General features: G+C 67.4%; 26 protein-coding genes. 10 read left to right on the top strand and 16 right to left on the bottom strand.

Annotated elements, in window-relative coordinates:
- Positions 1-41 precede the first annotated feature (41 nt).
- The 3 genes from EV650_RS00210 (at position 42) to EV650_RS00200 (ending at position 2,455) form a co-directional block, all read left to right on the top strand.
- Entirely contained in the window at positions 42-956 is a 915-nt protein-coding gene (locus EV650_RS00210; protein WP_166677963.1) for an SEC-C metal-binding domain-containing protein, read from the top strand.
- A complete protein-coding gene (locus EV650_RS00205) occupies positions 946-1,362 on the top strand; it encodes a hypothetical protein (protein WP_134114087.1) in 417 nt (138 codons plus the stop codon). The genes EV650_RS00210 and EV650_RS00205 overlap by 11 nt, the downstream gene beginning before the upstream one ends.
- A gap of 325 nt (positions 1,363-1,687) precedes the next feature.
- Positions 1,688-2,455: a L,D-transpeptidase family protein gene (locus EV650_RS00200; protein WP_238173941.1), complete on the top strand. Its 768-nt coding sequence runs from the start codon at positions 1,688-1,690 to the stop codon at positions 2,453-2,455.
- On the opposite strand, the gene EV650_RS00195 is transcribed toward EV650_RS00200, so the two are convergent.
- From EV650_RS00195 to EV650_RS00180, 4 genes are read right to left on the bottom strand one after another with little or no spacing between them, the layout of a single operon-like run.
- Entirely contained in the window at positions 2,452-2,751 is a 300-nt protein-coding gene (locus EV650_RS00195; RefSeq protein ID WP_134114085.1) for an AzlD domain-containing protein, read from the bottom strand. The two genes, EV650_RS00200 and EV650_RS00195, sit on opposite strands and share 4 nt — an antisense overlap.
- Positions 2,711-3,418: an AzlC family ABC transporter permease gene (locus tag EV650_RS00190; RefSeq protein ID WP_134114083.1), complete on the bottom strand. Its 708-nt coding sequence runs from the start codon at positions 3,416-3,418 to the stop codon at positions 2,711-2,713. Before EV650_RS00190 ends, EV650_RS00195 begins: the two co-directional genes overlap by 41 nt.
- Complete coding sequence (locus EV650_RS00185; RefSeq protein WP_134114081.1) at positions 3,415-3,969, bottom strand: CGNR zinc finger domain-containing protein; 555 nt, start codon at positions 3,967-3,969, stop codon at positions 3,415-3,417. Before EV650_RS00185 ends, EV650_RS00190 begins: the two co-directional genes overlap by 4 nt.
- Positions 3,970-4,024: 55 nt before the next feature.
- The gene (locus EV650_RS00180; protein WP_134114079.1) at positions 4,025-4,846 is read right to left on the bottom strand and encodes an MBL fold metallo-hydrolase; all 822 of its coding nucleotides are present in this window, start codon (positions 4,844-4,846) and stop codon (positions 4,025-4,027) included.
- 115 nt (positions 4,847-4,961) lie between these two features.
- On the opposite strand from EV650_RS00180, the gene EV650_RS00175 reads away from it, so the two are divergent.
- Together EV650_RS00175 and EV650_RS00170 are read left to right on the top strand one after the other, a co-directional pair.
- A complete protein-coding gene (locus EV650_RS00175; protein ID WP_134114077.1) occupies positions 4,962-5,582 on the top strand; it encodes a TetR/AcrR family transcriptional regulator in 621 nt (206 codons plus the stop codon).
- A gap of 174 nt (positions 5,583-5,756) precedes the next feature.
- Positions 5,757-6,248: a hypothetical protein gene (locus tag EV650_RS00170; RefSeq protein WP_166677962.1), complete on the top strand. Its 492-nt coding sequence runs from the start codon at positions 5,757-5,759 to the stop codon at positions 6,246-6,248.
- On the opposite strand, the gene EV650_RS00165 is transcribed toward EV650_RS00170, so the two are convergent.
- From EV650_RS00165 to EV650_RS00130, 8 genes are read right to left on the bottom strand one after another with little or no spacing between them, the layout of a single operon-like run.
- Complete coding sequence (locus EV650_RS00165; RefSeq protein WP_134114073.1) at positions 6,249-7,607, bottom strand: amidase; 1,359 nt, start codon at positions 7,605-7,607, stop codon at positions 6,249-6,251. It lies immediately after the preceding gene.
- Between the two features lie 8 nt (positions 7,608-7,615).
- Positions 7,616-8,377, bottom strand: a complete 762-nt coding sequence (locus EV650_RS00160) for an SDR family NAD(P)-dependent oxidoreductase (RefSeq protein ID WP_134114071.1) — start codon at positions 8,375-8,377, stop codon at positions 7,616-7,618.
- A 15-nt stretch (positions 8,378-8,392) separates the two neighbouring features.
- A complete protein-coding gene (locus EV650_RS00155; RefSeq protein WP_134114070.1) occupies positions 8,393-9,826 on the bottom strand; it encodes an aldehyde dehydrogenase family protein in 1,434 nt (477 codons plus the stop codon).
- On the bottom strand, positions 9,823-10,662 hold the full coding sequence (locus EV650_RS00150) for an ATP-binding cassette domain-containing protein (protein WP_134114067.1): 840 nt from the start codon (positions 10,660-10,662) through the stop codon (positions 9,823-9,825). Before EV650_RS00150 ends, EV650_RS00155 begins: the two co-directional genes overlap by 4 nt.
- A complete protein-coding gene (locus EV650_RS00145) occupies positions 10,655-11,608 on the bottom strand; it encodes an ABC transporter ATP-binding protein (RefSeq protein ID WP_134114065.1) in 954 nt (317 codons plus the stop codon). The genes EV650_RS00150 and EV650_RS00145 overlap by 8 nt, the downstream gene beginning before the upstream one ends.
- Entirely contained in the window at positions 11,605-12,423 is an 819-nt protein-coding gene (locus EV650_RS00140) for an ABC transporter permease (RefSeq protein ID WP_134114063.1), read from the bottom strand. The genes EV650_RS00145 and EV650_RS00140 overlap by 4 nt, the downstream gene beginning before the upstream one ends.
- The gene (locus EV650_RS00135) at positions 12,420-13,367 is read right to left on the bottom strand and encodes an ABC transporter permease (RefSeq protein ID WP_134114061.1); all 948 of its coding nucleotides are present in this window, start codon (positions 13,365-13,367) and stop codon (positions 12,420-12,422) included. The genes EV650_RS00140 and EV650_RS00135 overlap by 4 nt, the downstream gene beginning before the upstream one ends.
- Positions 13,364-14,881, bottom strand: a complete 1,518-nt coding sequence (locus EV650_RS00130) for an ABC transporter substrate-binding protein (protein ID WP_202874274.1) — start codon at positions 14,879-14,881, stop codon at positions 13,364-13,366. The genes EV650_RS00135 and EV650_RS00130 overlap by 4 nt, the downstream gene beginning before the upstream one ends.
- A 110-nt stretch (positions 14,882-14,991) precedes the next feature.
- Between EV650_RS00130 and EV650_RS00125 the strand changes: the two genes are divergently transcribed.
- The 3 genes from EV650_RS00125 to EV650_RS00115 are packed head-to-tail and all read left to right on the top strand — an operon-like array spanning position 14,992 to position 18,850.
- On the top strand, positions 14,992-15,759 hold the full coding sequence (locus EV650_RS00125; protein WP_238173940.1) for a FadR/GntR family transcriptional regulator: 768 nt from the start codon (positions 14,992-14,994) through the stop codon (positions 15,757-15,759).
- A gap of 53 nt (positions 15,760-15,812) precedes the next feature.
- Positions 15,813-17,462, top strand: a complete 1,650-nt coding sequence (locus tag EV650_RS00120) for an NAD(P)/FAD-dependent oxidoreductase (RefSeq protein WP_134114059.1) — start codon at positions 15,813-15,815, stop codon at positions 17,460-17,462.
- Positions 17,462-18,850 carry a sensor histidine kinase gene (locus tag EV650_RS00115; RefSeq protein WP_134114057.1) on the top strand — a complete coding sequence of 463 codons (1,389 nt, stop codon included), beginning with the start codon at positions 17,462-17,464 and terminating at the stop codon, positions 18,848-18,850. The genes EV650_RS00120 and EV650_RS00115 overlap by 1 nt, the downstream gene beginning before the upstream one ends.
- A gap of 102 nt (positions 18,851-18,952) precedes the next feature.
- Here the strand turns inward: EV650_RS00115 and EV650_RS00110 are convergent, their stop codons facing one another.
- Together EV650_RS00110 and EV650_RS00105 are read right to left on the bottom strand one after the other, a co-directional pair.
- The gene (locus tag EV650_RS00110) at positions 18,953-19,501 is read right to left on the bottom strand and encodes a hypothetical protein (RefSeq protein ID WP_134114055.1); all 549 of its coding nucleotides are present in this window, start codon (positions 19,499-19,501) and stop codon (positions 18,953-18,955) included.
- A gap of 136 nt (positions 19,502-19,637) precedes the next feature.
- Complete coding sequence (locus EV650_RS00105; RefSeq protein ID WP_134114053.1) at positions 19,638-22,187, bottom strand: MXAN_6230/SCO0854 family RING domain-containing protein; 2,550 nt, start codon at positions 22,185-22,187, stop codon at positions 19,638-19,640.
- A 390-nt stretch (positions 22,188-22,577) separates the two neighbouring features.
- Between EV650_RS00105 and EV650_RS00100 the strand changes: the two genes are divergently transcribed.
- Positions 22,578-23,819, top strand: a complete 1,242-nt coding sequence (locus tag EV650_RS00100; RefSeq protein ID WP_134114051.1) for an MFS transporter — start codon at positions 22,578-22,580, stop codon at positions 23,817-23,819.
- 74 nt (positions 23,820-23,893) lie between these two features.
- Here EV650_RS00100 and EV650_RS00095 read toward each other — a convergent pair whose 3' ends face one another.
- A complete protein-coding gene (locus tag EV650_RS00095; RefSeq protein WP_134114049.1) occupies positions 23,894-24,082 on the bottom strand; it encodes a DEAD/DEAH box helicase in 189 nt (62 codons plus the stop codon).
- Between the two features lie 149 nt (positions 24,083-24,231).
- On the opposite strand from EV650_RS00095, the gene EV650_RS00090 reads away from it, so the two are divergent.
- Positions 24,232-25,557, top strand: coding sequence for a GGDEF domain-containing protein (locus EV650_RS00090; protein WP_238173939.1), 1,326 nt, complete (start codon positions 24,232-24,234; stop codon positions 25,555-25,557).
- Here the strand turns inward: EV650_RS00090 and EV650_RS00085 are convergent.
- Entirely contained in the window at positions 25,547-26,521 is a 975-nt protein-coding gene (locus EV650_RS00085) for a zinc-binding dehydrogenase (RefSeq protein WP_134114045.1), read from the bottom strand. The genes EV650_RS00090 and EV650_RS00085 overlap by 11 nt on opposite strands.
- Positions 26,522-26,545: the final 24 nt, after the last annotated feature.

Below are 26,545 nucleotides of genomic sequence, written 5' to 3'. Positions count from 1 at the left end.
GACCCGCGAACAGAGGGCCCGATCCGCATACGTTCCAGGGCATGGACGACCCGCTGGCGGAGGAGCTCCGCAATCACCAGACAGATTCCGGCCTCGGCCGGACCTTCACCTTGCTGATCATCGCTCAGGAGCACGTGGAGATGAGACGGACTGAGCGAGCGTTGGCGATCTGGCAGCAGTTGATCAGTGAGGGAGGCACAGCCGGCGATGACGCCCGGGTGGATTATGCCGACTTCCTGTTCGAGGAGGGAAGCAACGACGAAGCGCGGAGCGAGCTCGGCGCCGTGATGACCAACAACCGGATCTACAGCTTCGCTTGGTGCGGCGCCGCCGAGCTGCTCGAGCGGTGCGGCGAGTTGGACGAAGCTCTGCTCTGGTACGAAATCGCGGCCGACCAACTGACCGCGGAAGACGTGACCAGCGGCTTGCACCGGATCCAGGATCTGCTGACCGGCCGTCGGCGCGTGAAATGGGCGTTGGGACTGCCGCTCGACGGCCTCGATCTGATGGGCTCCCCGGGTGAGGACGAGGCGGCGGACAGAGAGGCCGATCTGCACGACCTGCTGCACAATCCGACGGTGCGCGACGGCCGGATCCAGGTCTGGGATCGCGGCGAGTTCGACGACGCCGTGCGATGGCGCAGGCACTTCATCGGCGAGAACGCGGACGCCTACTGCCACTTGGTCGAGCGGGTCCTGCGCGCCGAGGGCCGGCGTGTCACGGTTGCCACCTGGACGTACGGCGGTCTGCTCGATTGCCTGCGAGATGCCGGGATCCGGCACGACGAACTGCCCGACGGTAGACGGGTCGTCTGGCCACCTCCGCGTAACGAGCCGTGCTGGTGTGGATCTGGCGTCAAGTACAAGAAGTGCTGCGGCGGACCTTTGCCACCCGTCGAACCGACCGTCGAACCTGCCTCGGCTCTGAGTAGGTATGGTGTCGCCCATGGCGGATGAGGAGTTTCGGGTTGAGGTTGTGCTCAGTGACGAGGGGCACGGGTTGACGTTCTGGGATCGGCTGCGGGCGTTGGATCTTGATGACGACGCGCAGAAGCGGCTCGGGAGTCAGGTCACGGTGACCCGGGACGGGAATCGGATGCTGATGTACACGCACACGCTCGACGACGCGCAAGAGGCCGAGCGGACCGCCAAGGAGCTGGTGGCCGGCGATCACCTCGAGGCGACGTACACCGTCACCCGGTGGAACCCGGCCGAGCAGGACTGGACCGACCCGAGCGTTCCGGTCGGTCCGCACGACGCGGCCGGTGACGCGGCGAAGAACGCGAACATGGAGGTCCCGGACCCGCGGTACGTCGTACTGCAGGCCTACAAGCCCGAGTTCCTCCGCGACCTCGGTCTCTGACCCGGCGAGGGCGACCAGGTCATTGGTTGCGTCCAGCAACAAGGTGCCGAATGCGCCCTCGCTCTGCCGTACGGCGGTTCGCCGAGGACGGGTTTCCGGCTCGAAGGGTTGATCCGCGGGTGCGAGTTCCGGGTCGGGCGGCTGCGGGACGGGTACCTGTACAGCCGGTTACGGGATGATCCGGGACCGGACGTCGGCAACGGTTCGGTGACGGGAAACGCATCTAGGACGACTGGGGACCTCTCGCGCATTAGTCTCGGCGGGTCGTTGCACGCTTACTCGGTGTGCTTCTGCGACATTGAAAGTGCTGAGAGAGGGGTCGCACGTGTCGCGTCGTCGTGGTCTGGTCGCCGGTGCCGTCGTACTGTCGTTCGTGCTCGCCGGATGTTCCGACGTGGCCGCGAGCGAGACGAGCCCCTCCAAAACTCCTTCTCCCACAGCGTCTTCTTCTAGTACGACGCCCACAGCCGAGCCGACTGTGAAGCCCACCGTGAAGCCGAAGCCCAGGGTGAAGCAGACGCCGGCGTACTACGCGCTCCGGGTCGAACGGCAGCTGGACAAGCTCGGGTACCCGGTCGGCGACATCGACGGTGACATCACCGCGCGGGCCAAGCAGGCGCTCTGTGCGTGGCGCGAGACGAACGGTCTGCCGATCAGCCGCGACGGCCTGACTCTGAACGACGCGTACTCGGTGCTCAACGCAACCAAGCGCCCGGCGGCGACCCGCTCCCCCGGCATCTACGTCAACAAGACCTGCCAGATCTTGTACCAGGTCGTCGGGAAGACCATCAAGCGGATCGTCTGGATCTCCACCGGTCAGCCCGGGTACGACACCCCGAACCGCACCGGCACGGTCTGGCGCAAGTGGGCCGGCGCGCACGAAAGCAGTCTGTACGAAGACGCGTACATGTACGACTCCCTCTACTTCCTCAAGGACCGCCCCGGCATCGCCCTGCACGGCTCCCGGGTCAACTCCCTGATCAAGCCGTACCCTGCCAGCCACCGCTGCGTCCGAGTCCTCCGCCCCGAAATCCACCAGATCTACGCCGACACCCCCATCGGCACCAAGGTCCAGGTGTACGGCGAGTACTAGGCCGACGCCAGGCGGACGAGGGCTGTGGCGGCGACTCCTGCGGCGGCGGCTGGGAGGATTGGGACCCGGAGCAGATTGAGTACGCCGGCGACGGCTACTCCGACCAGTTGGGTCCAGTCGATCGTGCGGCCGCCGAGGTCGGTGACGATCAGGCCGGCGAGCAACGCCGGCGCAGTCAGTTGAGTGATGCGGACCAATGCCGGCGGGAGAGCTCGCTTGCCGAGCACCAATGGGCCGGCGGCTTTCATCAACCAGTTAGCGGCGCTGACCGCTAGTACGCACAACCACAGCTTCATCAGGCCTCCTTCGTAGTCCGATCAGGGTGGCCACAGCCGCGCCGAGCAAGGCGTAGCTGGGACTGGTGACGAACAGTAGTCCGGCGGAGATCGCCGCGCCGAGCAGACAGGCAGCGACCGCACGATGCGACCGGCGTACTTCCTCGATCAGTAGAACGATGAAGAACGCCGGGAACGCCACATCGAGGCCGAGCCGGTGCATGAGATCCGGCGACGGGGCGGCCAGTACGCCGACGGCGGTGCCTCCGGTCCAGCAGATCCATTGCGGCACGCTGACTCCGATCAGCCGCCAGACGTCGTACCGATCGTCCTCGTCGTGCGCGGCCACGAACGAAGCGTCGACGATCGCCTGGGCCTGGAGCAGGCGGGCGAACCGGCTTCCGCGCAGGCTCGGCGCGATCGCCACGCTCATCACCAGGTAGCGCACGTTGATCACCATGGCGGCGACGATCGCCGCCAGAACCGTTGCCCCGGACAACGAACTTAGCAAGGTGAACTGCGCCGAGCCACTGAACGCGAACGCCGAGAACGCGACCGGCGCCACCATCCCCCAGCCTCGCGCCCGCGCCTCGGCACCGAAATTCAATGCCAGTACGCCGGTCGCGAGCCCCGGCCCGATGCCGAGCCGAAGCCCGCGGGCGAACGACTGCCGGCCAGATCCCGTCATGCTGTCGATCCGTCCCGGGCTCGCGCGTAGTGCCGTCGAGCGCGAGCCCGATTGCCGCAGTCGGCCGAACTGCACCACCGGCGCGACCCGTTCTTGCTCCGGTCCAGGAACAGCCAGCCGCAACCGTCATCTCCGCATCGGCGTAACCGGCCCAGGTCCTCGTCCTCGAAGAGCCGCCAGACCGCCAACCGGACAGCGAGGCCCGGATCATCGGCCCGCCAACCGAACGGGATCACCTCGGGAGACGCCGTCCGGACAACCTCGGAGATCAGGCCCTGCAACGCGCCGATCTTCGCGCGGCCCGGCCGGTCTCCGATGGCGAGTGGTCCCAGAATGTCGTACGCGACGTCTCGCGCAGCCACGAGGTCGTCGCGCAACTGTGGCGTCACCACTGCTCGGTCTGTGGCCACACCGGCGGCAAGCAGCCACTGCTCCACGTTCGACAGGTCCGCGAACCGATCGACAGTTCGCCCGGGGTCGAATCGCCACGCCACGGTGTTGACGAGGTCGAGCGCGAGATGCCCGCCGATCAACTCCGGCCGATACGTCACCCGGAACCACCTCCGGGTTCGACTCTAACAGGTAATACTGGTTTTGGCTGTTAGATCACCTCTTGGACAAAGCGAGCGACCAGGGATCGTGCGCCGAGAAGACCTCCACTTCGTCGCCATGGTCCCGGATCAGTTCACGCAACCTGGCGTGGTTGGCGACGCGCAGCGGGCGGTCGGTTTCGGTGATCTCCTCCAGGGCCTCCCAACCCGGCAGATTCCAGCGGTTCTCCGGGTCAACCTCGCCGTGGTGGTAGAAGGCGTCACCGGCATGCAGCAACCACTTGTCGGTGTCCCGCACCGCTACGGCGCAGTGCCCCTCGGTGTGCCCAGCGAGCGGGATCAACTTGATCTCCTCCGGCAGACCGTTCAGCTCCAGTGCGTCGAAGCCGAACCAGCAACTGCCCTTCTGGTCGCTATAGGTAGCCCAGTGCGGCCGGTGAGCCCAATGCGCCGGCCGCCGACGGATGGCGTGCTCCGGGTGCTGGCTAGTGGCCGCCATACCCACCCGGTACTCCGCATCGTGCAGATGGACCGTCGCGTCCGGGAAGTCGACCAGACCGCCGGTGTGGTCGAGGTCCAGGTGAGTGAGCACGATGTGCCGTACGTCGCCGGCGCGGTAACCGAGCCGCTCGACCTGGCGTACGGCGATCTCCGACGGGTCGAGTACCGGTTCAGCCCGCTGGAGGAACGTCTGGCCGAGAGTCTCCTCGCTGCGCGCGATGTCCGCAGTACCGAAGCCCGCGTCGACCAGCACCAGGCCGGCTGTATCCGTCTCGATCAGAAGACAGTGATTCACGACCCGCGCCGGCGCCAGCCCGGCCCCTTCCGGCGGATTGACCTCGCGCATCGAACCGCAGTTGAGGTGATGAACCTTCATGACCGACTCCTTAGCTCACGATCGATCGTCTTTAGAGAACGATCGTCAGCTTAAGATCGATCTGACGCTTGAGGCAAGCAGTTAGGCGAACGACCGTTAGGTTAATATGAGCGGCATGAGCCCTCGAAAGTCCGTCGTCGAAGCGGCCGCCACCCGGACCAGGATCATCGAGCGTGCGCTGACGCTCGGATCGGTCGACGGGCTCGAGGGACTCACCATCGGCCACCTCGCGACCGACCTCGGCATGAGCAAGGCAGGCGTGATCGGTCATTTCGGCACCAAGGAGGCGCTCCAACTCGCCGTTGTCGACGAAGCCGTCGAGCGCTTCCGGCTCCGCGTGCCGGGCCACGCACTCGGCGCACGCCCCGGAATCGAGCGGCTGACGCGCGCCTTCGAAGAGTGGATCGACTACATGACCGGAGACGAAGAGCACCGCGGCTGCTTCCTGACCTCGGTAGCCATGGAGTACGACGAACGCCCGGGCCCGATCCGCGACGCGATCCTGACCGCACTCTCCCGCTGGTCCGACTACGTAACAGCCGAACTGAACGAGGCCGTCAAAGCCGGCGAGCTCCCCCACAACACCGACGTCCCCCAACTAACCTTCGAACTCGGCGGCATCGCTCTAGCAGTCCAGCAAGCCATCCTCCTAACCCGCGACCCAACCGCCGCCACCAGAGGCCGCCAAGCAATCCACCGACTGTTGGACCACACGAACACTCACGGCGGGGACTAAGTGCTACGACGATTCGCGGCTGCCGCCGTACTCCTGCTGACGGCCTGCGGAAACCAGGTCGATACCCCAACCCCGACACCCAGCGCGACCCCGACGATCGTCCCGCTGACAGCCGTCCAGGCAACGAAGGCCGCGCTCAAAGTCACCGACCTGCCGAAAGGCTGGGAAGGAGGGGTGGCCTCCGATCCCACTCCGACGCTGAGTGCTCCGGTCAAGTACAACCCAGCCAACTGCTGGATGGTCCGGGACCCGCTGCGGGACCAGAGATCACCCGCCATGGCAATCCGCGGCCAGTACTTCATCCGCGTGTCCGACAACCCCGTATCCGTTACGGAGTTCATCTATTCCTGGCCGACCTCGCAGCGCCCGCTCCTGCATCGAATCACCGAGACGCTGCGGCAATGCGGCACAGTCACCGGCACCTGGTACGAAGGCGAGTCCTACCGGATCTCCGTGCGGCAACTGGCAGTTCCGGGCTTGAAGGACGGCATCGCCTTGCGGATAGGGGATCCGGACGATCCGAAAACGACGTCTGTCGGCTACTCCGCATATGTCGCGAGAGGCGGCACCCTACTCAGTCTCAGCACGGACAGCACCGTCTTCACCGACGCCACCTTTGCCGAGTTCCTCACCAAGGCGGTCGCTCGCCTTGATGCTGTGGGTTAGCTACGCCAGCGGCCAAGGATGGGGCTTGGTGAGGTAGTCGGCCAGTGCGAGAGCCTTTAGGTCTTGGTGGTGGGGGACGGCTAGTTGGGCGGCTATGGGGAGGCCGGTGGTGGACCAGGTGGCGTTGACTGTGGTGGCTGGGTGTTGGGACATGTTGTAGGGGACGGTGAAGGCGATGTGTTCGAAGGGCTTTGAGGGGTCGTCGGTTGGGTAGGCGAGTTCGGCCGGGAAGGCTGTGATCGGGGCGACCGGTGACAGGATCACGTCGTACGACGTGAAGACCTGACCGACTGCGGCGGCCATCGCGCCCATCTGGCTGTAGCCGTGGAAGACGTCGAATCCGGACAGGTCGCCGGCCGTCGACACCCATTCCCGGATCTGCGGGAGGACCTTCGCCCGCCGTTCCTCGGGCAGGGCCGCGATGTCGGTGGCGGATCGGACCCGCCAGAAGCGATCCAGGCCGTCGAGCATCTCGCGGGTGATGATCGGGGCAATCGGTTCGACGATCGCGCCCACTTTCTCGAGTACGGCGGCCGTGGCCGAGACCGCTGCGGTGACCTCGGGATCAACCGGCAGACCGACACCCGCGTCCAGAAGCAGCGCGACCCGGAGCCCTTGAAGATCCACCTCAAAGTTGTCCGAGGCAACAGGAATCGACGTGTGGTCGCGCGGGTCGTACCCGGACATCACGGACAACGCCAGCGCCGCATCACCCGCCGTACGCGTGAGCGGTCCGATCGCGCGACCTGGGTATGGGTTGCCGACCGCGATCCGTCCGTGCGTCGGCTTGAGTCCGACCAGACCGCACCAACCCGCGGGCAACCGGATCGACCCGCCGATGTCCGTGCCCACATGAATCGGTCCATATCCCGCAGCGGCCGCCGCGGCAGCGCCCGCGCTCGACCCACCCGCCGTCTTCGAGAGGTCCCACGGATTCCGCGTCAGCCGGTGAAACGTGGACACGCCCGACGACAACATCCCGTACTCCGGCATCGTCGTCTTGCTGAAGATCACCGCCCCGGCCGCCCGCAACCGCGCCGCCGCCGGTGCATCTTCCGCGGCCGGAATCAGCTCGGTCGCCGCCGTCCCCTGCGGTACCGGCGTACCGCGGGTCGCAATGTTCTCCTTCACCGTGACCGGCACGCCGTCCAGCGCGCCCGCCGTACCCTCACGCCAGCGCCGCTCCGACTCCTGCGCCGCTGCCCGCGCGCCCTCGCGATCGAGCGCGTACAGCGCACAGATCTGCGGTTCGAGCTCATCGACCCGGGCGAGTACGGCATCCATCACCTCGACCGGAGACACCGAGCCGTCGCGGTACTTCGCCAGCAGTTCGATCGCAGTCAGGTCAGCGAGGTTCATACACGCTCCTAGTTCGGTGGGTCGAAGCGGCCGTCGACCGCGGTCCAGCCGCCGTCGACCGCGAGTACGCTCCCGGTCACGAAGCTCGCCGCGTCCGACGCGAGGTACACCACGGCGCCGGCGAGCTCGCTTGGTTGGGCCCATCGACCGAGCGCGCCCTTCTGCGCATACGCGTCGTACCAGCCCTTGTTTGCCTTGATCTGCGCGGTGAGCGGAGTCTCGACGACGCCGGGAGCGATCGCATTCGCGCGTACGCCGGATGGGCCGAGCTCGGCCGCCGCCGTCCGCAGCAACTGCACGAGGCCGGCTTTAGTTGCCGCATACACCGATTGCCCCGGCTCGACCGTGGTCCCCCGGATCGAGCTGAACCCGATGATGCTGCCGCTCCCCCGCTCCGCCATCCCCCGGCCGAACGCGCGGATCAGCTGGAACGACGCTCGCAGATTCAGCGACACAACCCGGTCGAACTCCTCGCTGGTGTAGTCGAGAATCCGCTTCCGCACGTTGGTCGCCGCCGTGAACACCAGCACGTCCACCGGATCCAGCTCAGCCGCCGCCCGTTCGACCGCCGCATCGTCCAGCACATCCAGCTCGTACGCCGTGAGCTCGGACCCCGCGGTCTCCTGAGCAGCAACGAGATCCCGGTCGGCGCACGTCACTCGCGCGCCGTGCGCAGCCAACGCCAACGCGCTCTCGCGCCCGATCCCACTCCCCGCGCCGATCACCAGAACATGCTTGCCATCAAGCCGGAAGAGACTCGCATAATCCATCAGGATTCACCTCAATCAAGGGCGGGGGCGGATGATGGCCATCCGGGTGGTGGTCAGTTCCTCGATGGCGAAGCGAGGGCCCTCTCGACCGGTGCCGGAGTGCTTCACGCCGCCGTACGGCATCACGTCGGAACGGAACCCTGGTACTTCGTTGATCACCACGCCACCGACCTCGAGCCGGTCGATCGCGGCGAAAGCGGTGTCCAGCGAGGACGTGAAAACACTGGCCTGCAAGCCGTACCGCGTGTCGTTCACCGCCCGGAGCGCGCGGTCGATGTCCGGAACGGACCGCACCGCGATCACCGGCCCGAAGATCTCCTCATCCCATGCAGGCAACCCATCCGGTACGTCGGTCAGCACAATCGGCCCGAGCAAATCACCAGGAGCCTCGTAGGCGATCGAGGCGCCGGCGTGGACCGCGTCCCCGACCCACTGGCGGACGCGACTAGTCGAGTCGGCGTTGATCAGAGCGGATACCCGAGTCTCCGGATCGCGCGGATCGCCGACGACCACGCCAGGCAGGCGAGCGCCGAGCCTCTCCAGCAACGCCGTACGAATGGACTCGACGGCGATGACCCGTTGAACGGAGATGCACGCTTGGCCGGAGGCGTAGTACCCGCCGCGAACGATCGCGTCGGCGGCCGCGTCCAGATCGGCGTCCTCGGCAACGACCAGCGCGGAGTTGGAGCCGAGTTCGAGCAGCACCTTGGTCGGGGCCGCGTCGCGCGCGATCCGATGGCCGACGGCGGCGGATCCGGTGAAGGAGACGGCGCCGATCCGGTCGTCCGTGGTGAGCGTCGCGCCGACGTCCGCCCCGCCGGTGATCAATTGGACAGCACTCTCTGGCGCTCCTGCGTCGGCGAGGGCCGAGCGCATGAGATGGACGAGCCACAGCGTGGCGAGCGGTGTCTGCGGCGCAGGCTTCACGATGATCGGGCAACCGGCCGCGAACGCCGGCGCGACCTTGTGCGCCGCGAGCAGCAGCGGATAGTTGAACCCGGTGATGCCGACGACCACGCCGATCGGCTTACGCACCCAGAAACCCTGCAGCCCCTCGCCACTCGGCAGCAGATCAAGCGGCACCGTCTCGCCATGCAGTCGAGCGACTTCCTCGGCAGACGTCTCCAAGGTCAGCAGTGTCCGGTCGATCTCGACCCGGCAATCGACCAACGGCTTCCCGGTCTCGAGCACCAGCAGATCCACGAACGCATCGCGCGCGGCGAGGACCGCGGAATGCACGCTCTGCAAGACTTTCCGGCGCAGGTACGACGGAAGCCGGCCGACCGTTTCCCGGACGGAGAGCGCGTTCTCGAGCGCCGCCCGGGCCAGCTCGACGTCCCCGACGGGCGCGTCCGCCACCGTCGAACCGTCGTACGGGAAGATCACCGGAGCGGTCGACGGCGCCTCGACCCAGGTCTCGCCGATCGGCAGGCCGGCTGGAAACCTCACGGTGCATCTCCCTTCGCGAGCAGGTCGGAAGTAGTTGCCCCAGACAACGCACGCTGGAGCGTAGGGATGGCCGAGACCAGGCGTTGGGTGTACGGGTGCTGCGGGGCGGCGTACACGTCGCCGGTGTAGCCGGTCTCGACGATCTGGCCGGCGTTCATCACGGCCACGCGGTCGCAGACGTGCTTGATCACGGACAGGTCGTGCGAGACGAAGACCAGCGTGAGGTTGAGCTCGTCGACGAGATCGGAGATCAGGTTGAGTACCTGGGCGCGAACGGAAACGTCGAGCGCGCTGACCGGCTCGTCCGCGATCAGGATGCGTGGGCGTGGCGCCAGGGCACGAGCGATCGAGATGCGTTGACGCTGGCCGCCGGAGAACTGATGCGGGTACCGGTCGCCGGCGTCCGCCGAGAGACCGACGGCTTCGAGCAGCTCGCGAACGCGCTCTCCCGAGGCGGGATGGCCTTGTACGACGAGCGGTTCGGCGATGATGTCGCGGACCCGCATCCGTGGGTCGAGCGAGCTCATCGGGTCCTGGAACACGAGCTGCAGGTTCTCGCGCAGGAACCGCAACCGGCGGTCGGGCAGCCGGGTGATGTCGGTGCCCTCGACAATCACATTGCCGGACGTTGCGCGATCGAGAGCCGCGATGATCCGGAGCAGCGTCGACTTGCCGCAGCCGGACTCGCCGACGATGCCGAAGCGTTCGCCCTGCTTGACTTCCAGGCTCACACCACGGAGTGCGTGGACGACCGGGGCCGGCTGGAACAGCGACGTCCGCGGCCGCGGATAGTCGCGCACGAGGTCGACCACCTGGATAGCAGTCGGCTCAGACATCGGCCACCCCCGCGGGATGATGACAGGCGAACCCACGAGCCTCGGTGCCCGACCACTCCGGGGTCTCTTCGCAGAGAGCGGTTGCGTGGGCGCATCGAGTGCGGAACACACAGCCCGACGGGAACTTGCCGGCGGGCGGAACATTTCCGGGGATCGTGGTCAGTCGGCGCGAGTTGGTGTCGAGATCGGACGCGGCCAGGAGGCCCTCGGTGTAGCGATGGCGCGGGCGCGTGAACACCTCGCCGACCGGGCCGGATTCGACGACACGTCCGCCGTACATCACCAGCACTCGTTCGCAGACGGTGGCGACGACGGCCAGGTCGTGGGTGATGAAGAGCAGGGCGGACGATCGGTCCATGACCCCGCGGACGATCAGGTCGAGGACGAGCGCCTGGACGGTGACATCGAGGGCAGTGGTCGGCTCGTCGCAGATCAGGAGGGACGGATCGTTGGCCAGGGCAAGAGCTAGTACGACGCGTTGGCGTTGGCCTCCGGAGAGTTGATGCGGGTACGCGCGGCGTGTCTCGGACGGCAACTGGACCAGCTCAAGAAGGTCGGCGGCGGCCGCATCGGCTGCCGACTTGGGCCTGGTCTTGTGGATCAGCATCGCCTCGGCGACCTGGTCGCCGATCCGCATGGTCGGGTTGAGCGCGGTCATCGGTTCCTGGAAGACCATCGCGATGTCGCGGCCGCGGATCCGCGACATCCGGCGTTCGTCGGCACCGATCAGCTCGTGGTCGACGCCGTCTAGGCGAACCGATCCGCCGGCATGCACGTCCTCGGGAAGCAGGCCGAGAACGCTCAGCGCGGTCAACGACTTGCCCGACCCCGACTCCCCGATCAGCCCGACCCGCTCCCCCGCGCCCACCGTCAGGTCGACGTCGGACACCAGCATCGTGTCGCGCACTTTGACGGACAGCCCGCGGACCGTCAGCACATCACTCATCGGCGGTCCTCCAGTTTCGGGTCGAACCGGTCGCGCAGACCGTCGCCCAGCAGGTTGAACCCGAGCACCGCGATCGCGATCGCGACACCAGGAAAGATCGCCAGCCGCGGCGCGCTGAACAGGAACTCCTGGCTTTCCTGCAGCATCCGGCCCCACGACGGTGTCGGCGGCGGCGTTCCGTACCCGAGGAACGAGAGCGCCGCCTCCGCGAGTACCGCGATCGCGAAGGACACCGATGCCTGCACGGTGATCAGGCTGGTCACGTTCGGCAACACGTGCCGGACCGCGATCGGCCACGGCCGCCGCCCGGCCGCGCGCGCCGCGAGTACATACTCGGTCCGCATCACCTGCAGCGCCCCGCTCCGGATCACCCGCGCGAACCCCGGTACCGAAGCGATGCCGATGGCAACCATCGCCGTCAGCGTGCTCGCCCCGAAGACCGCGCCGAACATGATTGCCAGCAGCAACGCCGGGAACGCGAGCAGCAGATCGTTGGCCCGCATGATGACCTCGCTCGACCATCGCCGTACCATCGCCGCCAGGATCCCCAGCGGTACGCCGATCACCGCGGCGACGCCGACCGCGACCACGCCGACGAACAGCGTCGTCCGCGAACCGACCATGATCTGGCTGAGCACGTCCCGGCCGAACTTGTCGGTCCCGAACCAGTGCGACCACGACGGCTTCAGCAACCGGGATGCGGGCGTCACCAGCGTCGCGTCGTACGGCGTCCAGACGAACGACACCAGCGCCATCAGCACGATCACCCCGACGATCACGCCGCCGGCGACCAGACTCGGGTTCAGGCGCTTCATGATGCCGTCCTCAATCGCGGGTCCAGAGCGACGTACAGCAGGTCGACGATGAAGTTGACCAGGAGAACCGCGAGGACGAGGACCATGACCACGTCTTGGACCAGGAGAAGATCGCGGTTGGACACTCCGTCGAGGAGAAGACTGCCTAGGCCGGGGATAACGAAGACTCGCTCGACTACGACCGCACCGATCAGCAAGGTTGCGAGCTGCAGGCCGAGCACGGTCACGACGGGTACGGCGGCGTTGCGTAGACCGTGCCGCCACAACGCTTGAAATGGTCTAAGCCCTTTCGCCCGCGCGGTCCGCAGGTAGTCCTCGCGCAACACATCCAGAACGGCGCTGCGGACATAGCGCGTGAGCACCGCGCCCTGCACGAGCCCGAGCGACAACGCCGGCAGGATCAGCTGCTTGAGGAACATCCCGGGATCCTGAGCCGGCGGCGTCCAGCCGTTCGCCGGCAGCCAGCCCAGTTTCACCGCGAACACCACGATCAACAGGATCCCGGCCAGGAACGCCGGTACGGCGACGCCGACCTGAGAGACCGCGGAGAGCGCGAACCCGGAGACCTTGCGGTGCCGCGCGGCCATCACCGTCCCGGCGGGTACGGCGACCACCAGCGCGATCACCATGCCCGCGACAACGAGCCACAGCGTCACCTGCAGCCGGTCGAACACCTGCGGCCCGATCGCCACCTTCGACACGTACGACGTACCGAGATCACCGTGGAGCAGTCCGCCGAGCCAGTCGAAGTACTGCGTCGGCAACGGCCGGTCGAGGCCGAACTGCCGCCGCAATTCGGCCACTGCCTGATCGGAGGCGTTGACCCCGAGCGCGACCCGAGCCGGGTCGCCGGGCAGCACCGCCATGAACGCGAACACCAGCACGGAACTCACCGCAAGACTGACCAAGAACACGGCGGCGCGCTCGATCAGGCGGAGAATCATCGCGCGAGCTTGGACAGGTCGAAGCTCTCGGTGATCGCGTTCTGTGGCAGGCCCTTGATGTTCTTGTCCGCGACGACCAGGTTCGGCAACAGGAACAGCCAGTCGCCCGCGGCCTGTTCGGACAGCCGGCGTGCGGCCTTCTTCATGTTGTCGACCTGCGCGGCCTCGTCACCCGCGTCCGCCGCGGCGAGATAGCCCTGCAGCGTCGGGTCGTCGTACCGGGTGTAGTACTTCGCGTTGAACACCGCACCCAGGTCACGCGGCTCGACGTGGGCGATGATCGACATGTCGTAGTCGGCGTTCTTGAAGACCGTGGTCAGCCAGGCCGCCGGGAACTCGAGCTGGTCGATCTGCACCTTCAGCCCGGCCTGCTCCAGCATGCTCTTCACCACCTGGCCGCAGGACGTTGCATACGGCAACGTCGGCAGTCGCAGCCGGAGGGTCTTTCCGGCCGCACCGGATGCCTGCAGCAACGACTTCGCCTTGGCCAGGTCGTACGGCGCGATGCCGGTGAGGTCCTCGTACCACGGGTCGGTCGGCGGGACCATGCTGCCGATCAGCTTGCCGCGACCGGCGAAACACGTGTCCAGCAAGGCCTTGTGGTCGATCGCCATCCGGATCGCCTGCCGGGTCCGGATGTCCTTGAACACCGGCCGCGAGTTGTTGAACGACAGCAGCACCTCACCGTTGGTCGTCCCCTCGATCACCTGGTACTTCGTGTTGCTGGTGAACTGACTGAGTGCCTCGGGGGCCTGGACCGTGCCGATCACGTTGATCGTGCTGGTCAGGAGGGCGTTGTTGAGCGCGGTCGCGTCCTTGAAGTACTTCAGCGTGATCTGCTGGAAGAACGGCTTGGTGCCCCAGTAGTCGTCGTTGCGGACCATGACGATCGAGTCGCCGCGGTTCCACTTCGAGAACTTGAACGGGCCGGTGCCGACCGGGTCGGTCGCGAGCGCGCTGACACCGCTCTCCGAGAACATCGCGCCGATCCGGGTGGTCATCCGGAACAGCCAGTCGTTGCTCGGCTTCGCCAGCGTGACCTGCAGTTGGGTCGGCGAAAGCGCCTTGGCCTGCGAGACCACGTCCATCGCGGCCTTCAGCGAGATCGTCCACGCCGTCTTCACCCGGTTGATGCTGAACACCGCGTCGTTCGCGGTGAACGGCTTGCCGTTGGTGAACTTCGCGGTGTCGACCAGGTCGAAGGTGTAGGTCTTGCGGTCCGCCGAGACCGTCCACGACTTCGCCAGCGACGGCACGATCTTGCCGGAGTCGTCCTGCTTGACCAGCGTCTCGTACACGTTCCCCAGCAGCAGCTGCGGGATCGCAGCCCCGTCGGTGGTGGTGAAGTCCAGGCTGGCCGGCTCCGCGACCAGGCCGATCGACAGCTTCTGGTCCCCGCCGGGCGAGCTGCCGGACGAGCCCGACGTACTCGAACCCGCCGAGCAGGCGGTCAGGGCCAGCACCGCCGCGGTGGCGACGAACGCGACCGCCCGGATGCGAAACGACGACTTCACGCCAACTCCTTCACGGAGAGCAACTGGTCTGACCAGTGGACTAGGTGTAACTGGGCCACTAGATTTGTCCCCTGCTCAGGTGCCTGTCAAGCGACTAGGGGGTGCGGCGGATGACAACTGGACAACGCGGGATGCAGTTCAGCCCGGTACAGCCCGTGCGCGCCTACCAACGGATCGTCGAGCAGGTCGAGGACGCGCTCGCCCGCGGCGAGCTGGTCCCGGGTCAACGGCTGCCGAGCGAGCGGGAACTGGTCGCCCAGTTCGCGGTCAGCCGGTCAACCGTCCGCGAGGCGCTGCGGGTGCTGGAGAGCAACGGCGTGGTCCGCTCCCGGCCCGGCGATCCGAACGGCCCGGAGATCCTGCCGTTCTCGCAGGTCGCGCTCCGCAAGCAGATGGTCCGCCTGGCCCGGGTCGAGGAGGTGACCCTGAGCGAGCTGATCGGGTTCCGGATGATCATGGACGGCGCGGCGATCCAGGTCGCATCGAGGCTGCGCACGCCCGAGGAGCTGGACGAGCTGGAACAGACGCTGGTCGCGATGCGGACAGCGATCGACGTCGACTTCGACGCGTTCAGCCAGGCCGATCTCGCCTTCCACGAGCTGATCGCGCGGATCAGCCGGAACTCGCTGATCCAGACCTGCAACGAGGTCGTCCGCGGCGTCGTACTCGGCCTGATCTCCGACAAGATCGCGCACGCGCCAAACAGCCGCGCCCTGATGCTCGAGTCGCTGCACCACCACGCCGAGGTCGTCGACGCGATCCGCACCGGCAACGGCAACGCGGCCGCCCGCCTGGCCCGCCAGAACATGTTCGACTACTACGCCGGGTACGTGCCCGACTCCGAGCAGGAAACGTTGCGTGCACTCATAGAGGAGTGAGGGAATCCCGTGGCATTCTGACGGGATCGGTTCACTGGGGTGGGGGGCACCGCGTGAGCAAACCAGCGATTCTCAGTGTCGACGACGACCCTATGGTCTCGGCGGCGATCTCCCGCGACCTGCGCCGCAGGTACGGCGACGACTATATGGTCGTCCGCGCGACGTCCGGCGACCAGGCACTCGCCGCGCTGACCCGGCTTGCCTTGCGCAACCAGCCGATCGCGCTGATCGCGACCGACCAGCGGATGCCCGGCATGACCGGTATCGAGCTGCTCGAGCGCGCCCGTGAACACGCGCCGAGCGCGAAGTACCTGCTGCTCACGGCGTACGCCGACACCGAGGTGGCGATCCGCGCGATCAACGACATCGGTCTCGACTACTACCTGCTCAAGCCCTGGGACCCGCCCGAGGACCAGCTGTTCCCGGTCATCGACGACCTGCTCGGCGACTGGCTGCACGCCAACCCCGTGCACAGCTCCGACGTCCGCATCGTCGGCAACCGCTGGTCGGACCGGGCCCACGACATCAAGACCTTCCTGGCCCGCAACCACGTTCCGTACCACTGGTACGACGTCGAGCGCGACCCCGAAGGCCAACGTCTGAAGGCCCTGGCCGATGCCTCCGACAACGACCTCCCGCTGGTCCTGATCCCGGAAGGCGACACGCTCCGCTCCCCCACCGCCCTCGACATCGCCCTGGCCCTGGGCCTGCGGACGACGGCCGAACAACCGCTGTACGACGTCTGCATCGTCGGCGGTGGACCCGCTGGCCTCGCCGCCGGCGTGTACGCCGCCTCCGAAGGCCTGAGCACCGTGATCGTCGAGCGCGAGGCTCCCGGCGGCCAGGCCGGACTCAGCGCCGCGATCGAGAACTACCTCGGCTTTCCACGCGGACTGACCGGCTCGGACCTGGCCCAGCGAGCGGTCGCGCAAGCATCCCGCTTCGGCGCCGAGATGGTGCTGGCCCGATCCGTGGTCGGACTCGAGTCGCGTGGCCCGGTGCACGCCGTACTGCTCGAAGGATCCGGTGAGATCGAGGCCCGCGCGCTGATCGTCGCGACCGGCGTCTCGTACCGGAGCCTCGACGTCGACGGGCTCAGCGACCTGACCGGCCGCGGCGTGTACTACGGTGCGACCGCGAGCGAAGCCAGTCAGGTCCAGGACGGCGAGGTGTACATCGTCGGTGCGGCGAACTCGGCCGGCCAGGCAGCCCTCAACCTGGCTCGCTACGCCAAGCGGGTCGTGCTCCTCGTCCGGGGTGAATCGCTCGAGAACTCGATGTCGCGGTACCTGATCGACAAGATCACCCAGGCGGCCAACATCGAGGTGCGTTGCCGGACCGAGGTGGTCGGCTGCCGTGGCAACGGTCACCTCGAAGGTCTGACGCTTGCCGACCGCAACTCCGGTCGCACCGACGAGGTGCCCGCGAGCTGGTTGTTCATCTTCGTCGGCGCGATCCCGCGGACCGATTGGCTCGGCGACTCCGTCGTACGCGACGACAAGGGCTTCGTCGTGACTGGGCCAGACCTGATCGCATTCGATCGATGGTCGCTGCCGCGACCGCCGTACGCGCTGGAGACGAGCATGCCGGGAGTGTTTGCCGCTGGCGACGTTCGGCTGGACTCGATGAAACGGGTCGCGTCCGCGGTCGGCGAAGGCGCCATGTCGATCTATCTCGTCCACCGCTACCTTGCGACCGTCTGATGCGCGCCGACGATTTGAAGGACATCCCGCTGTTCGCGGGGCTGACCGACGCGCAACTCGACGAGCTGATCGACGGCAGTACCGAGGTACCGATCGAGCTCGGCGAAGACCTGTTCCACGAAGGCGAGCCGGCGGACTTCTGGTGGGTCCTGATCGACGGCGCGATCGCGCTGCACCGCAAGATCGGCCGCGAAGACACGGTGATGGGCAAGATGGACGTCCCGGGTCGGTGGGCCGGCGGGTTCCGGGCCTGGGACGAGCACGGCGTGTACCTGGCCAGCGGTCGCGGCCTCGCCGACGGGCGGGTACTGCGGGTGCCGTCCGACCTCCTCCGGGAGCGGATCGACGCCTGGTTCCCGCTCGCCGGCCATCTGATCAAGGGTGTGTACGGGACCGCCCGGGCGATCGAGTCGACCGCCCGCCAACGCGAGGCGCTGATCACGCTCGGCACGCTGGCGGCCGGGCTGGCACACGAGATCAACAATCCCGCGGCGGCCGCGGCACGCTCGGTCAGCGCGCTCGACACCGCGTGCGTCACGCTGCTGTCGGCCCTGCGGCGGCTCGCGGAGGGCGAGGCAACGGCCGCGCAGTTCAGTGCACTCGACGAGCTGCGGGTCGAGCTCGGTGCCGGTACGGCGATACCGGACCCGGTCGATCTGGCCGATCACGAGACCGTCATCTCGGACTGGCTCGACGAGCACGGCATCGAGCACGACTGGTTCATCGCGCCGCCGTTGGCCGCGGCCGGCGCCGGGGTGGAGTGGTGTGAGCGCGCGGCCGACGTACTCGGTGAGGCACTGGAGCCTGGACTCGAATGGGTCGCCAGCACGCTCTCCACGGCGACCTTGCTAGGTGAAGTGAAGGAGTCGACGCGGCGGATCACCGAGCTGGTTGCGGCAGTCCGGTCGTACTCACAGATGGATCGCGGCTCGATCCAGACGATCGACGTCACCGAGGGCATCGAGAGCACGCTGGTGATGCTCGGGCACAAGCTCCGCGACGGTGTCGAGGTGGTCCGCGCGTACGGCGCCGACGTACCCCGGATCGACGCGTTCGCGGGCGAGCTCAACCAGGTGTGGACGAACCTGATCGACAACGCGGTCGACGCGATGAACGGCGTCGGCACGTTGCGGATCACCACGCGGACCGATGGCGAGCGGATCGTGGTCGAGTTCACCGACACCGGACCGGGGATGCCGCCGGAGGTCGCGGCGCGCGCCTTCGAGCCGTTCTACACGACCAAAGACGTTGGCAAGGGCACCGGTCTGGGTCTCGACATCGCGCAACGCATCATCGCCGAACATCACGGTGGCACCGTCAAGATCACGTCGCGACCTGGCGAGACCACGCTGCAGGTCCGGTTGCCGCGGCAACCGGTCTCCGCTTGACGTTTCGTACCGAACGACAGGAGGTAGCGGCGGTGCGCGCCACCACGGCAGGAGCCCGCCCGCTCAGGCGTGGGACTACCTCCTGTCGTCCGGTACGGGTCCTCAGGTGTCGTGCTCGAGGATGCGGACCCGCGACACCTTCAACAGCTTGCGGGCCTTGGTGGTGAAGTCGGAGCAGAGGAAACGTGCCGCGGTCTCCGGCCAGGCAACGACCAGGACCTCCTGGCTGCCCGTGGTCTTCACCATCTGCATCAGCGCCAGCATGATCTCGCCGTGCGTGATGGACACGTGGACCTGGTAGCCGCTGGCCGCCCGGAGTCGACGCGAGCTGTGCTCGATCACGGAGGCGAGATCGACGGCCGGGTCCGCAAGGGTGGCCATCGGTGCTCGGCTCGAGGTCGTCGGCGGACCCACCCGCGCCGACGGACCAGTCGCCGACCCGGCCACGGAGGCGGCGCCGGTCAGACCGGCCACATCCGCGAACGTCGAGCCAAGCAACGCCATCGGACCGCCGATCCCGTTGTCCGGATGACTGGAGACCAGTAGGTGATAGTCCACAGCTTCCTCGTGCCTTGAGTACAGGGCGGCAACGCGGCGCGCGTCGCCCTCGCTCATCTCCCGCTCGATGAGCACCACCACGTGGAACGTCATTCGTGGCTCCCTTCGCGTCAATTCCGTTGTACTCCTGCACAGGAGCGCACCAAAGCACCGCCCCGGCGTCCGTCACGGAAATGTCAAACACTTCTCAGGCTCTTGCCAGACTCGCCCGACCGAAGGTGCCAGGCATTCAGCGGGTGGGGAGACTCGCTCGGGCTCGGGAGTCCGGCGCCAGAGCGGCCAGCAGGTACGGCGCGTCGATCAGCGAGACGTGGTCGAGCAGACGCGGGTGCAGCGCGTACACCTCGGTGCCCGACCGCGGTGTGACATCACCGGAGAGAACCGCGACGAAATCGGACGTCTTCACCGCGTCCTCGTCCCAGCTTCGGTCCGGCTCCAACCGCGCCGTCACCCGGCGCGCGAAGGTCGCCAGCTCCTCGGACGGGTCCCGCACGTAGCCGACAACCGATCCATCGGCGCACCGGACGGCGATCTCGTCGGTCCGCGCGGCCGCATGCCAGCAGCAGATCTCCCAGAGGCTGACCCGGTCGCCCGACCCGTGCACCTCTTCCAGCGTCGCGGCCATCAGCCCGAGCTGACCGCCGTACCTGGCGATGTTGTGACCGTATCCGGCCGCGCCGAGGTTCACGTCGTACCAGCGCAACTCCCTGGTCTGCAGGTCGACGCCGAACGGCATCAGGATCTTCGCCGGCCCGGACAGGTCGAACCGATCCTCGACCGCGGCCGGGTCGAACAGGCCGTTTGGTTGCCGCATCACCCCAACGAATCCGCGTTCCAGTTGATCGAACGGTACGTCGTTGTAGCTGAACACCACCGGGAGCACATAGCGCCCGTCGACCCGGCGCACTGCGCGCAGATCGAGATCCACGAACTCCGTCGACCCGTGCGGCCCCGGCGCCGACGTCAGGTCACCGGAGTGCACCAGCGCATCCTGGTCGAACCGCAGGCGGGTGTAGTCGCACAGCCCGACGAACGCCCACTCCTCGTCGAACACCGCCACCGACAGATCGAGATCGACGCGCCGGCTCGGCGGCTCGACCCAGTGCAGGAACAACCGCAGCAGCTCGTCCTGCGGGATCGGCACCGCACTCCCCCGCGTCATCCGCAGCAGGCTCGACGACGCACTCCGCTCCGAACCGGGCGCTGCCAACCGGGCCAGCTCCTCGTCCAGGAACACCCGCCGCCAGCGCGGCAGATCCGTTGCCCGCCGCAACATTTCCCCGGTCAGTACGCCGGACAGCTCGAGCGCCAGCTCCGCCGGCAACGGCTCGCGATCGTCGACCGCGGTCCAGATCCGAGCGGTCCCGCCCCGCGGGAAGAACAGTCGCAGATCGCCCGGCGGCGTCCGCACCTGACCGAGGGCGGCCGTGATCACCGCCGGAGAAACGTCCGACACCGCGGTCGTCAGGGCCTCGATGAGCGCCGCATGCTGCTCCGGCGGAAGTACGCGCGCCAGGTGGACCAAGCGACGTACCAGCTCGCCGGGACGCTGACGGAGAAGGTCGAGCGCCTGCTCCGGCCGCCCTTGCACGAAGGCGCCCTCGACCCGCGCGGCGAACGTGCTCATCACCAGCCGCCCGCCCTCCACCCGGACCAACGGATGCCGGGATGCCTCGCCCGCCACGGCCCGGCCGGCCGCGGTCCCGAGATCCACCTTGGTACGGCGGAGGACTGCGAACGCCAGCGCCGCCACCGGGAACCGAGTCGCGAACTCAAAGGGATGCAGGTTTTCCGCGATCAGCTTCCAGGCGCGCTCGTGCCGCAGCAGGTCCTCGATCAGCGTCTCGACCGGCAACCGGTCCAGTCGCTGCAGCAGCAACCGTCGAGTTGCCCGCGGCAACGACTTCCTCCGGGCCGGCGCCGTCCGCAACCCAGGATCGGCGTCCATCAGTGCGTAGATCAGCCGCAGTACGTCGGTCGCGGTGTCGGTGCGATCGATCAGGTCCGGATCGCCCGCGAGGAAGTGTGCGATGACGAGCGCTCGCGTCTCCCGAACTGGGATCTCGTCCGGCAGCCAGAACTGGTCGGCTCCGTCGAGCAGCACCTGCAGATCGGCGCGATCAGAGGCCGACAGCGGCGAACGCCGTACCAGCAGGGCTTCGACGGTCTCGCGAGCCGAGTCGGGCGTTGTCGGTGAGAGCAGACGGAGGCTGTCTGAGCGGACGTGGGCCGGCTGGACCTCGTCGAAGGACGGCTTGAGGAACGGGTCCTTGCGGTCGATCCGGCGCAGGCACAGCGGGCAGACGCTGAAGTCGGAGCCGTCCCAGCAGGTGCGGCAGACCAGGTGGGCGCACGGCGAGACCGGATGCACCGTCTTGGTGTCGCCGCACAGCACGCAGGGCTGATCGACCTCCTGTAGGAGACGAGCGAACACGCGGTTCACATAGAAGGTCTCGGTGTTGCCGGGGACGCTCTCCGGGAATCCGCGGAACAGCGGTGTGTGGTGGATGTGGTTGCCGGACTCGGCGTCGAGCAGGTCGAGCAGCGCAGTCCCGAAGCCGGCGAGGGCGGGAGCTGACAGCGAGGCGCAGTACCGGTAGAGGCCGACTGACAGCAGGAAGCCTCGCTGGATCAGGTCGGCCTGGAGCGCGGACAGGCCTGCCTGGATCGTGAGCGGACGGCGAAGCCACTGCCAGGCTGAGCGCCGAACGGCGGGAGTCAGCGCGGCTGCGTCGACGAGCCGGCGACGGCGCAGCAAGACGGCGGCTTCTTCCGACATGGCGTCTCCCCCGGTGGGCGTTTTAGGAAGGCGCCAGGGGCGGAGAGCGGACGCGCTACTTGGCCTGGTGGAGGAGAAGGAAGCACGTCCAGGAGCCGCCCCTGGCACTGAGAACGCTACCGGGCGCCACCGACAGTTTTCGGGGCTGGGGCTCAGGATCGGCCCACAAAAGAAGAGCTCCGGTAGCAGGGTCGGGGCCGCCCCGCCCAGACCCCGCTACCGGAGATCTACAGAGTAGAACGTTCACCCAAATACTGCTCCACCGGGTCCCATGATTTGGCCCCCAACTGGCACAGATGCGCCGCAGGCAAACCCTTGAACCACGGCAGGACACGGATTTGATCACACTCGGGAGGTGTCGGACCACGGATTGTGGTTAACGTCGTAAGTATGTCGGTTGCTGACGTCGAGCGGGCGCGCTGGCGCGATGTCTTCGGACACGCGGAGTTCCGCGCGTTGTTCCTGGCCGGCGTCCTGTCCGTCGCGGGCGACCAGCTCGCCCGCGTTGCCCTGTCTGTACTGGTCTTCGACCGAACAGCGTCGGCCGGGCTGACCGCGGTCACCTATGCCCTGACCTACATACCGGACCTGCTGTTCGGGCCGTTGCTGGCCGGGTTCGCCGACCGCTACCCGCGACGTACGGTGATGATCGTCACAGATCTCGCACGAGCGATTCTCGTTGCAGCTATGGCGATTCAGGCGCTTCCGCTGCTCGCGGTGATCCTGTTGCTGGTCGCGTTGCAGGCGTTCGGGTCGCCGTTCAACGCGGCGCGCGGTGCCACGCTGCCCGCCGTGCTGCCGGGAGATCACTACGTGCTCGGCAAGGCTGCGAACGACATGGTCGTGCAGTTCAGCCAGGTGCTCGGCTTCGGGTTCGGCGGCGCCGTTGTGGTCGCGGTCGGGACGTCAGGTGGCCTGCTGCTCGACGCGGCGACCTTCCTGCTGTCCGCGGTCCTGGTCAGCTTCGGAGTACGACGACGCCCGGTCCCGTCAAGTGGCACAGATGAGTCACCGGAGAGCTATTTGAAGGATCTGCTGTCCGGCGTCTCGCTGGTTGCCCGTACGCCGAAACTCCGCACGCTGGTCCTGTTGGCGACGATCGCGGGCTTCTACGTGACTGTGGAGGGTCTGGCCGTCCCGTACGCGCACCAGATCGGCCACGGCACCACAGCAGCAGGTGTCCTGCTGGCCGCCAGTCCGGCCGGCTGTGTGGTCGGGATGTGGCTGATCACGCTCTGGCCGCCGGAGCGGCGGATGAAGCTGCTCGGACCGCTGGCGGTTGCGGCGTGCGTCCCGCTGGCGTTCTGCGCCCTTCAACCGGGGCCGGCCGTGACGTTCGGTCTCTGGGCGCTGTCCGGCGCGGCGTCGGCGTACCACCTGCCGACGAGCGCGGCGTTCGTCCAGGCTGTGCCGGACCACCAGCGCGGCAAGGCGTTCGGCGTGGCGGGCACCGCGCTGAAGGGCAGCCAGGGCCTCGGAATTCTGCTCGTCGGGGTGCTGGCAGAACCATTCGGCGCGGCGAACGCACTCGCCGTGATGGGCGTCACAGGTGCATTGCTGGCGGCCGCTGCGGGCGCGGCGTGGACCCGCGCCCGCCGAATCGGCGACGATTCCGGAATTACAGTAGGATAAATTTCCCCGGCCCCGGGTTTAATCCGCGAGCGCCTTCTCCGGAATGTAAGACAGAAGTAAAGATCCGGCTTTCGTCACCAATCGTTACCGCCGTCGGCGAGCCGCGGCACGAACCAGTCGTTGCCGCCGCGGAGCCAGTCGTTACCGCCACCGGTGAACCAGTCGTTCCCGCCGGCAAACCAGTCGTTTCCCCCGTGGAACCAGTCGTTGCCGCCGGTGAACCAGTCGTTGCCGGTGCCGTTGACGCGCGCTGACTTCTGCATGATTTCGACCCTTCTGGAGTGACCAACTGGTGGAATGCCCCGGCCACGGGGGTGACCTGACGTGAACGGTTCGTTACGATGAAGCGCATAACCGCTCAGGTCGACCGTGTGTGAGGCTCATAATGATTCTGATCGGTCGGAGCAGTTGGGTGCCACCCCAGCAATGGAAGCTCTGGTCGCTGCCCAGATCCGCATTGGGTTATGTGCTCGCGATTGATGTGATCGCGGTCACGATTACCACACTCGCGGTTCGAAGCACGCTGACCGGGCCGAATTCCGGCGTGCGCCACTCGGAATGGGTGGCGTTCATCGTCCTGGCTGTCGCCTCGACCCTGCACCTGGAGTGCGCCCGCGGTATCGAGCGGCGTCGCGAGACAGCGGCCAACACCTCACCGCATACGAACCTGAAGTGCCTCTGGATCTTCGCCGCGCTGCTGCTGCTCCCGCTGTCGCTGGTCATCCCGCTGGTCGTCCTGGCGTACCTGTACTCCTGGTTCCGCGTGTACGGCCGGACCGTCGCCCACCGCAAGGTCTTCTCCACAGCGACGTACATCCTGGCCAGCGGTGCAGCCGCCGCCGTGCTGCGAGCAGGCGGTCTGCTGACCGAGCCGCGCGTACCGACCGGCCTCTGGTCGTTGCTGGTGGTGATAGCGGCGGCCGCGACCTGGTGGCTGGTGAACTACGCGCTGGTGATCGGCGCGATCCTGCTCTCGTCTCCCGAGGCCACCGCGCGTGAAGCGCTCGGCGAGCTGTCCGACCAGTTGGTGGTCTGCGCCGGTCTGGGACTCGGCGTGGCGATCGCTGCGGTCCAGTCGTCGTACCCGTGGGTCGTCCCTGTGCTCATGGTGACGGTGATGGCGCTGCACCGGGATCTGCTGCTTCCGCAGTACCAGCGGGCCGCTGGGACGGACGCGAAGACCGGCCTGGCGACTTCGTCGTACTGGGCTAGCGCAGTGCCCGCCGAGCTGGCCCGGGCGGACACGCTGCGCAGCACTGTCGGTCTGCTGATGCTGGACCTCGACAGGTTCAAGGAGATCAACGACACCTACGGTCACCCGGCCGGTGACGAGGCGCTGCGTGCTGTCGGTGAGGCCATCCGCGACGAGGTCCGGCAGGGCGATCTGGTCGCCCGGGTCGGCGGGGACGAGCTGGCGGTCCTGCTGCCGGGCGCATCCGAGCTCGAGGTGCTGGAGATCGCGGAGCGGATCAGAGAGCGGCTGGTGAGCCTCACGGTCTCGGTCGGTACGACGAACGGCGGCGCTGCTGCCATCACCGGCGTACCGGCGTCCTTCGGTGCGGCGATCTACCCGCATGTCGCGGACACCATGGACCAGCTCGTCCTGGCCGCCGATGACGCACTGCTGACGGCCAAGCGGTCCGGGCGCAACCAGATCGTCGCCGCGCTCCCGAATCCGCCGGCCGTCACAGACCATATGGATCAGTCCGAAGACTCGGACCAGAACGTCAGCGACTGACGCTGATCAGCGCCTTGCCGCGCAGCGTGCGGTTCTCCAGCGCTCGGTGCGCGTCAGCCACGTGGTCGAGATCGTAGGTCTGGTCGATCACCGGCCTGAGGTCGCCGGCGGCCGCGCGGGCGATCACCTCGGCGCCGGTGACCGATGTGGTGGTCGAATCGGCGCGGAGATCCATGATGCCTTTCAGAGTGACGCCGCGACGCTCGACCTCGGCTGGGTCGATGGTCGCGAAGCCGCCGCTCGGTGCGCCGTGGGCGGAGAACCAGCCGCCGTCCTTGACCACACTGAACGCGGCCGCGCCGAGCTCGCCACCGGCGCCTTCGAAGACGATGTCCGCGCCTTGGTTGTTGGTTGCCTCGAGCACCAATTTCTCCCAGGACGGTTTGCTGTAGTCGATCAGTACGTCGGCGCCCTGGGCGCGGCTGAGCTCGAGCTTCTCCTCGCCGCGAGCGGCCGCGATCACGCGCGCTCCGGCCTGGTGGGCCAGCTGGATCAGGAGCAGACCCATGCCGCCGGCCGATGCGGTGATCAGTACGTTCTGGCCGGCCGTCGACGGCGCGAGTTCTTCGAGCATGAGGGCCGTGAAGCCATCGCCGTACACCGCGACCGCGGTCTGCAGGTCGAGCTCGGGCGGCACCTCGACCAGGTCGGTCGGGGTCAACGCGAACTCGGCATGAGCGCCGAAGCCGAGAGTACGACCGACGACCGTCTTGCCGATCCACTCCGCTGGTACGTCGGAACCGACCGCGCGGACCCGTCCGCCGAGAGTGCCACCAGGGACGTACGGCGGCTCGATGTCGAAGAAGTTGCTGTGCTGACCGCGACGGATCGCGGTCTCGACGAAGATGACGTCCGCGATCCCGACCTCGACGAGAATCTGGCCGGCGGCGGGCTCGGGATCCGGCAGGTCGCGGGTCTCGATCACGTCCGGGCCGCCGAACTCTGTCACTACTGCTGCACGCATCGCTGACTCTCTCCGTTGGTCTTC

It is taken from the genome of Kribbella kalugense, from assembly GCF_004365875.1.
In the GTDB taxonomy this organism is placed as follows: domain Bacteria; phylum Actinomycetota; class Actinomycetes; order Propionibacteriales; family Kribbellaceae; genus Kribbella; species Kribbella kalugense.
The sequence above is the reverse complement of the archived record's forward strand: the minus strand, read 5'-3'. Positions and strand labels throughout refer to the sequence as shown.

What these genes read in the sequence shown, in the direction of transcription:
- EV650_RS00140 (WP_134114063.1), bottom strand. Translation starts at nt 12,423, where the DNA reads ATGAAGCGCCTGAACCCGAGTCTGGTCGCCGGCGGCGTGATCGTCGGG.
- EV650_RS00195 (WP_134114085.1), bottom strand. Translation starts at nt 2,751, where the DNA reads ATGAAGCTGTGGTTGTGCGTACTAGCGGTCAGCGCCGCTAACTGGTTG.
- EV650_RS00160 (WP_134114071.1), bottom strand. Translation starts at nt 8,377, where the DNA reads ATGGATTATGCGAGTCTCTTCCGGCTTGATGGCAAGCATGTTCTGGTG.
- EV650_RS00125 (WP_238173940.1), top strand. Translation starts at nt 14,992, where the DNA reads ATGACAACTGGACAACGCGGGATGCAGTTCAGCCCGGTACAGCCCGTG.
- EV650_RS00100 (WP_134114051.1), top strand. Translation starts at nt 22,578, where the DNA reads ATGTCGGTTGCTGACGTCGAGCGGGCGCGCTGGCGCGATGTCTTCGGA.
- EV650_RS00175 (WP_134114077.1), top strand. Translation starts at nt 4,962, where the DNA reads ATGAGCCCTCGAAAGTCCGTCGTCGAAGCGGCCGCCACCCGGACCAGG.
- EV650_RS00095 (WP_134114049.1), bottom strand. Translation starts at nt 24,082, where the DNA reads ATGCAGAAGTCAGCGCGCGTCAACGGCACCGGCAACGACTGGTTCACC.
- EV650_RS00115 (WP_134114057.1), top strand. Translation starts at nt 17,462, where the DNA reads ATGCGCGCCGACGATTTGAAGGACATCCCGCTGTTCGCGGGGCTGACC.
- EV650_RS00110 (WP_134114055.1), bottom strand. Translation starts at nt 19,501, where the DNA reads ATGACGTTCCACGTGGTGGTGCTCATCGAGCGGGAGATGAGCGAGGGC.
- EV650_RS00135 (WP_134114061.1), bottom strand. Translation starts at nt 13,367, where the DNA reads ATGATTCTCCGCCTGATCGAGCGCGCCGCCGTGTTCTTGGTCAGTCTT.
- EV650_RS00180 (WP_134114079.1), bottom strand. Translation starts at nt 4,846, where the DNA reads ATGAAGGTTCATCACCTCAACTGCGGTTCGATGCGCGAGGTCAATCCG.
- EV650_RS00145 (WP_134114065.1), bottom strand. Translation starts at nt 11,608, where the DNA reads ATGAGTGATGTGCTGACGGTCCGCGGGCTGTCCGTCAAAGTGCGCGAC.
- EV650_RS00205 (WP_134114087.1), top strand. Translation starts at nt 946, where the DNA reads ATGGCGGATGAGGAGTTTCGGGTTGAGGTTGTGCTCAGTGACGAGGGG.
- EV650_RS00165 (WP_134114073.1), bottom strand. Translation starts at nt 7,607, where the DNA reads ATGAACCTCGCTGACCTGACTGCGATCGAACTGCTGGCGAAGTACCGC.
- EV650_RS00150 (WP_134114067.1), bottom strand. Translation starts at nt 10,662, where the DNA reads ATGTCTGAGCCGACTGCTATCCAGGTGGTCGACCTCGTGCGCGACTAT.
- EV650_RS00210 (WP_166677963.1), top strand. Translation starts at nt 42, where the DNA reads ATGGACGACCCGCTGGCGGAGGAGCTCCGCAATCACCAGACAGATTCC.
- EV650_RS00105 (WP_134114053.1), bottom strand. Translation starts at nt 22,187, where the DNA reads ATGTCGGAAGAAGCCGCCGTCTTGCTGCGCCGTCGCCGGCTCGTCGAC.
- EV650_RS00085 (WP_134114045.1), bottom strand. Translation starts at nt 26,521, where the DNA reads ATGCGTGCAGCAGTAGTGACAGAGTTCGGCGGCCCGGACGTGATCGAG.
- EV650_RS00190 (WP_134114083.1), bottom strand. Translation starts at nt 3,418, where the DNA reads ATGACGGGATCTGGCCGGCAGTCGTTCGCCCGCGGGCTTCGGCTCGGC.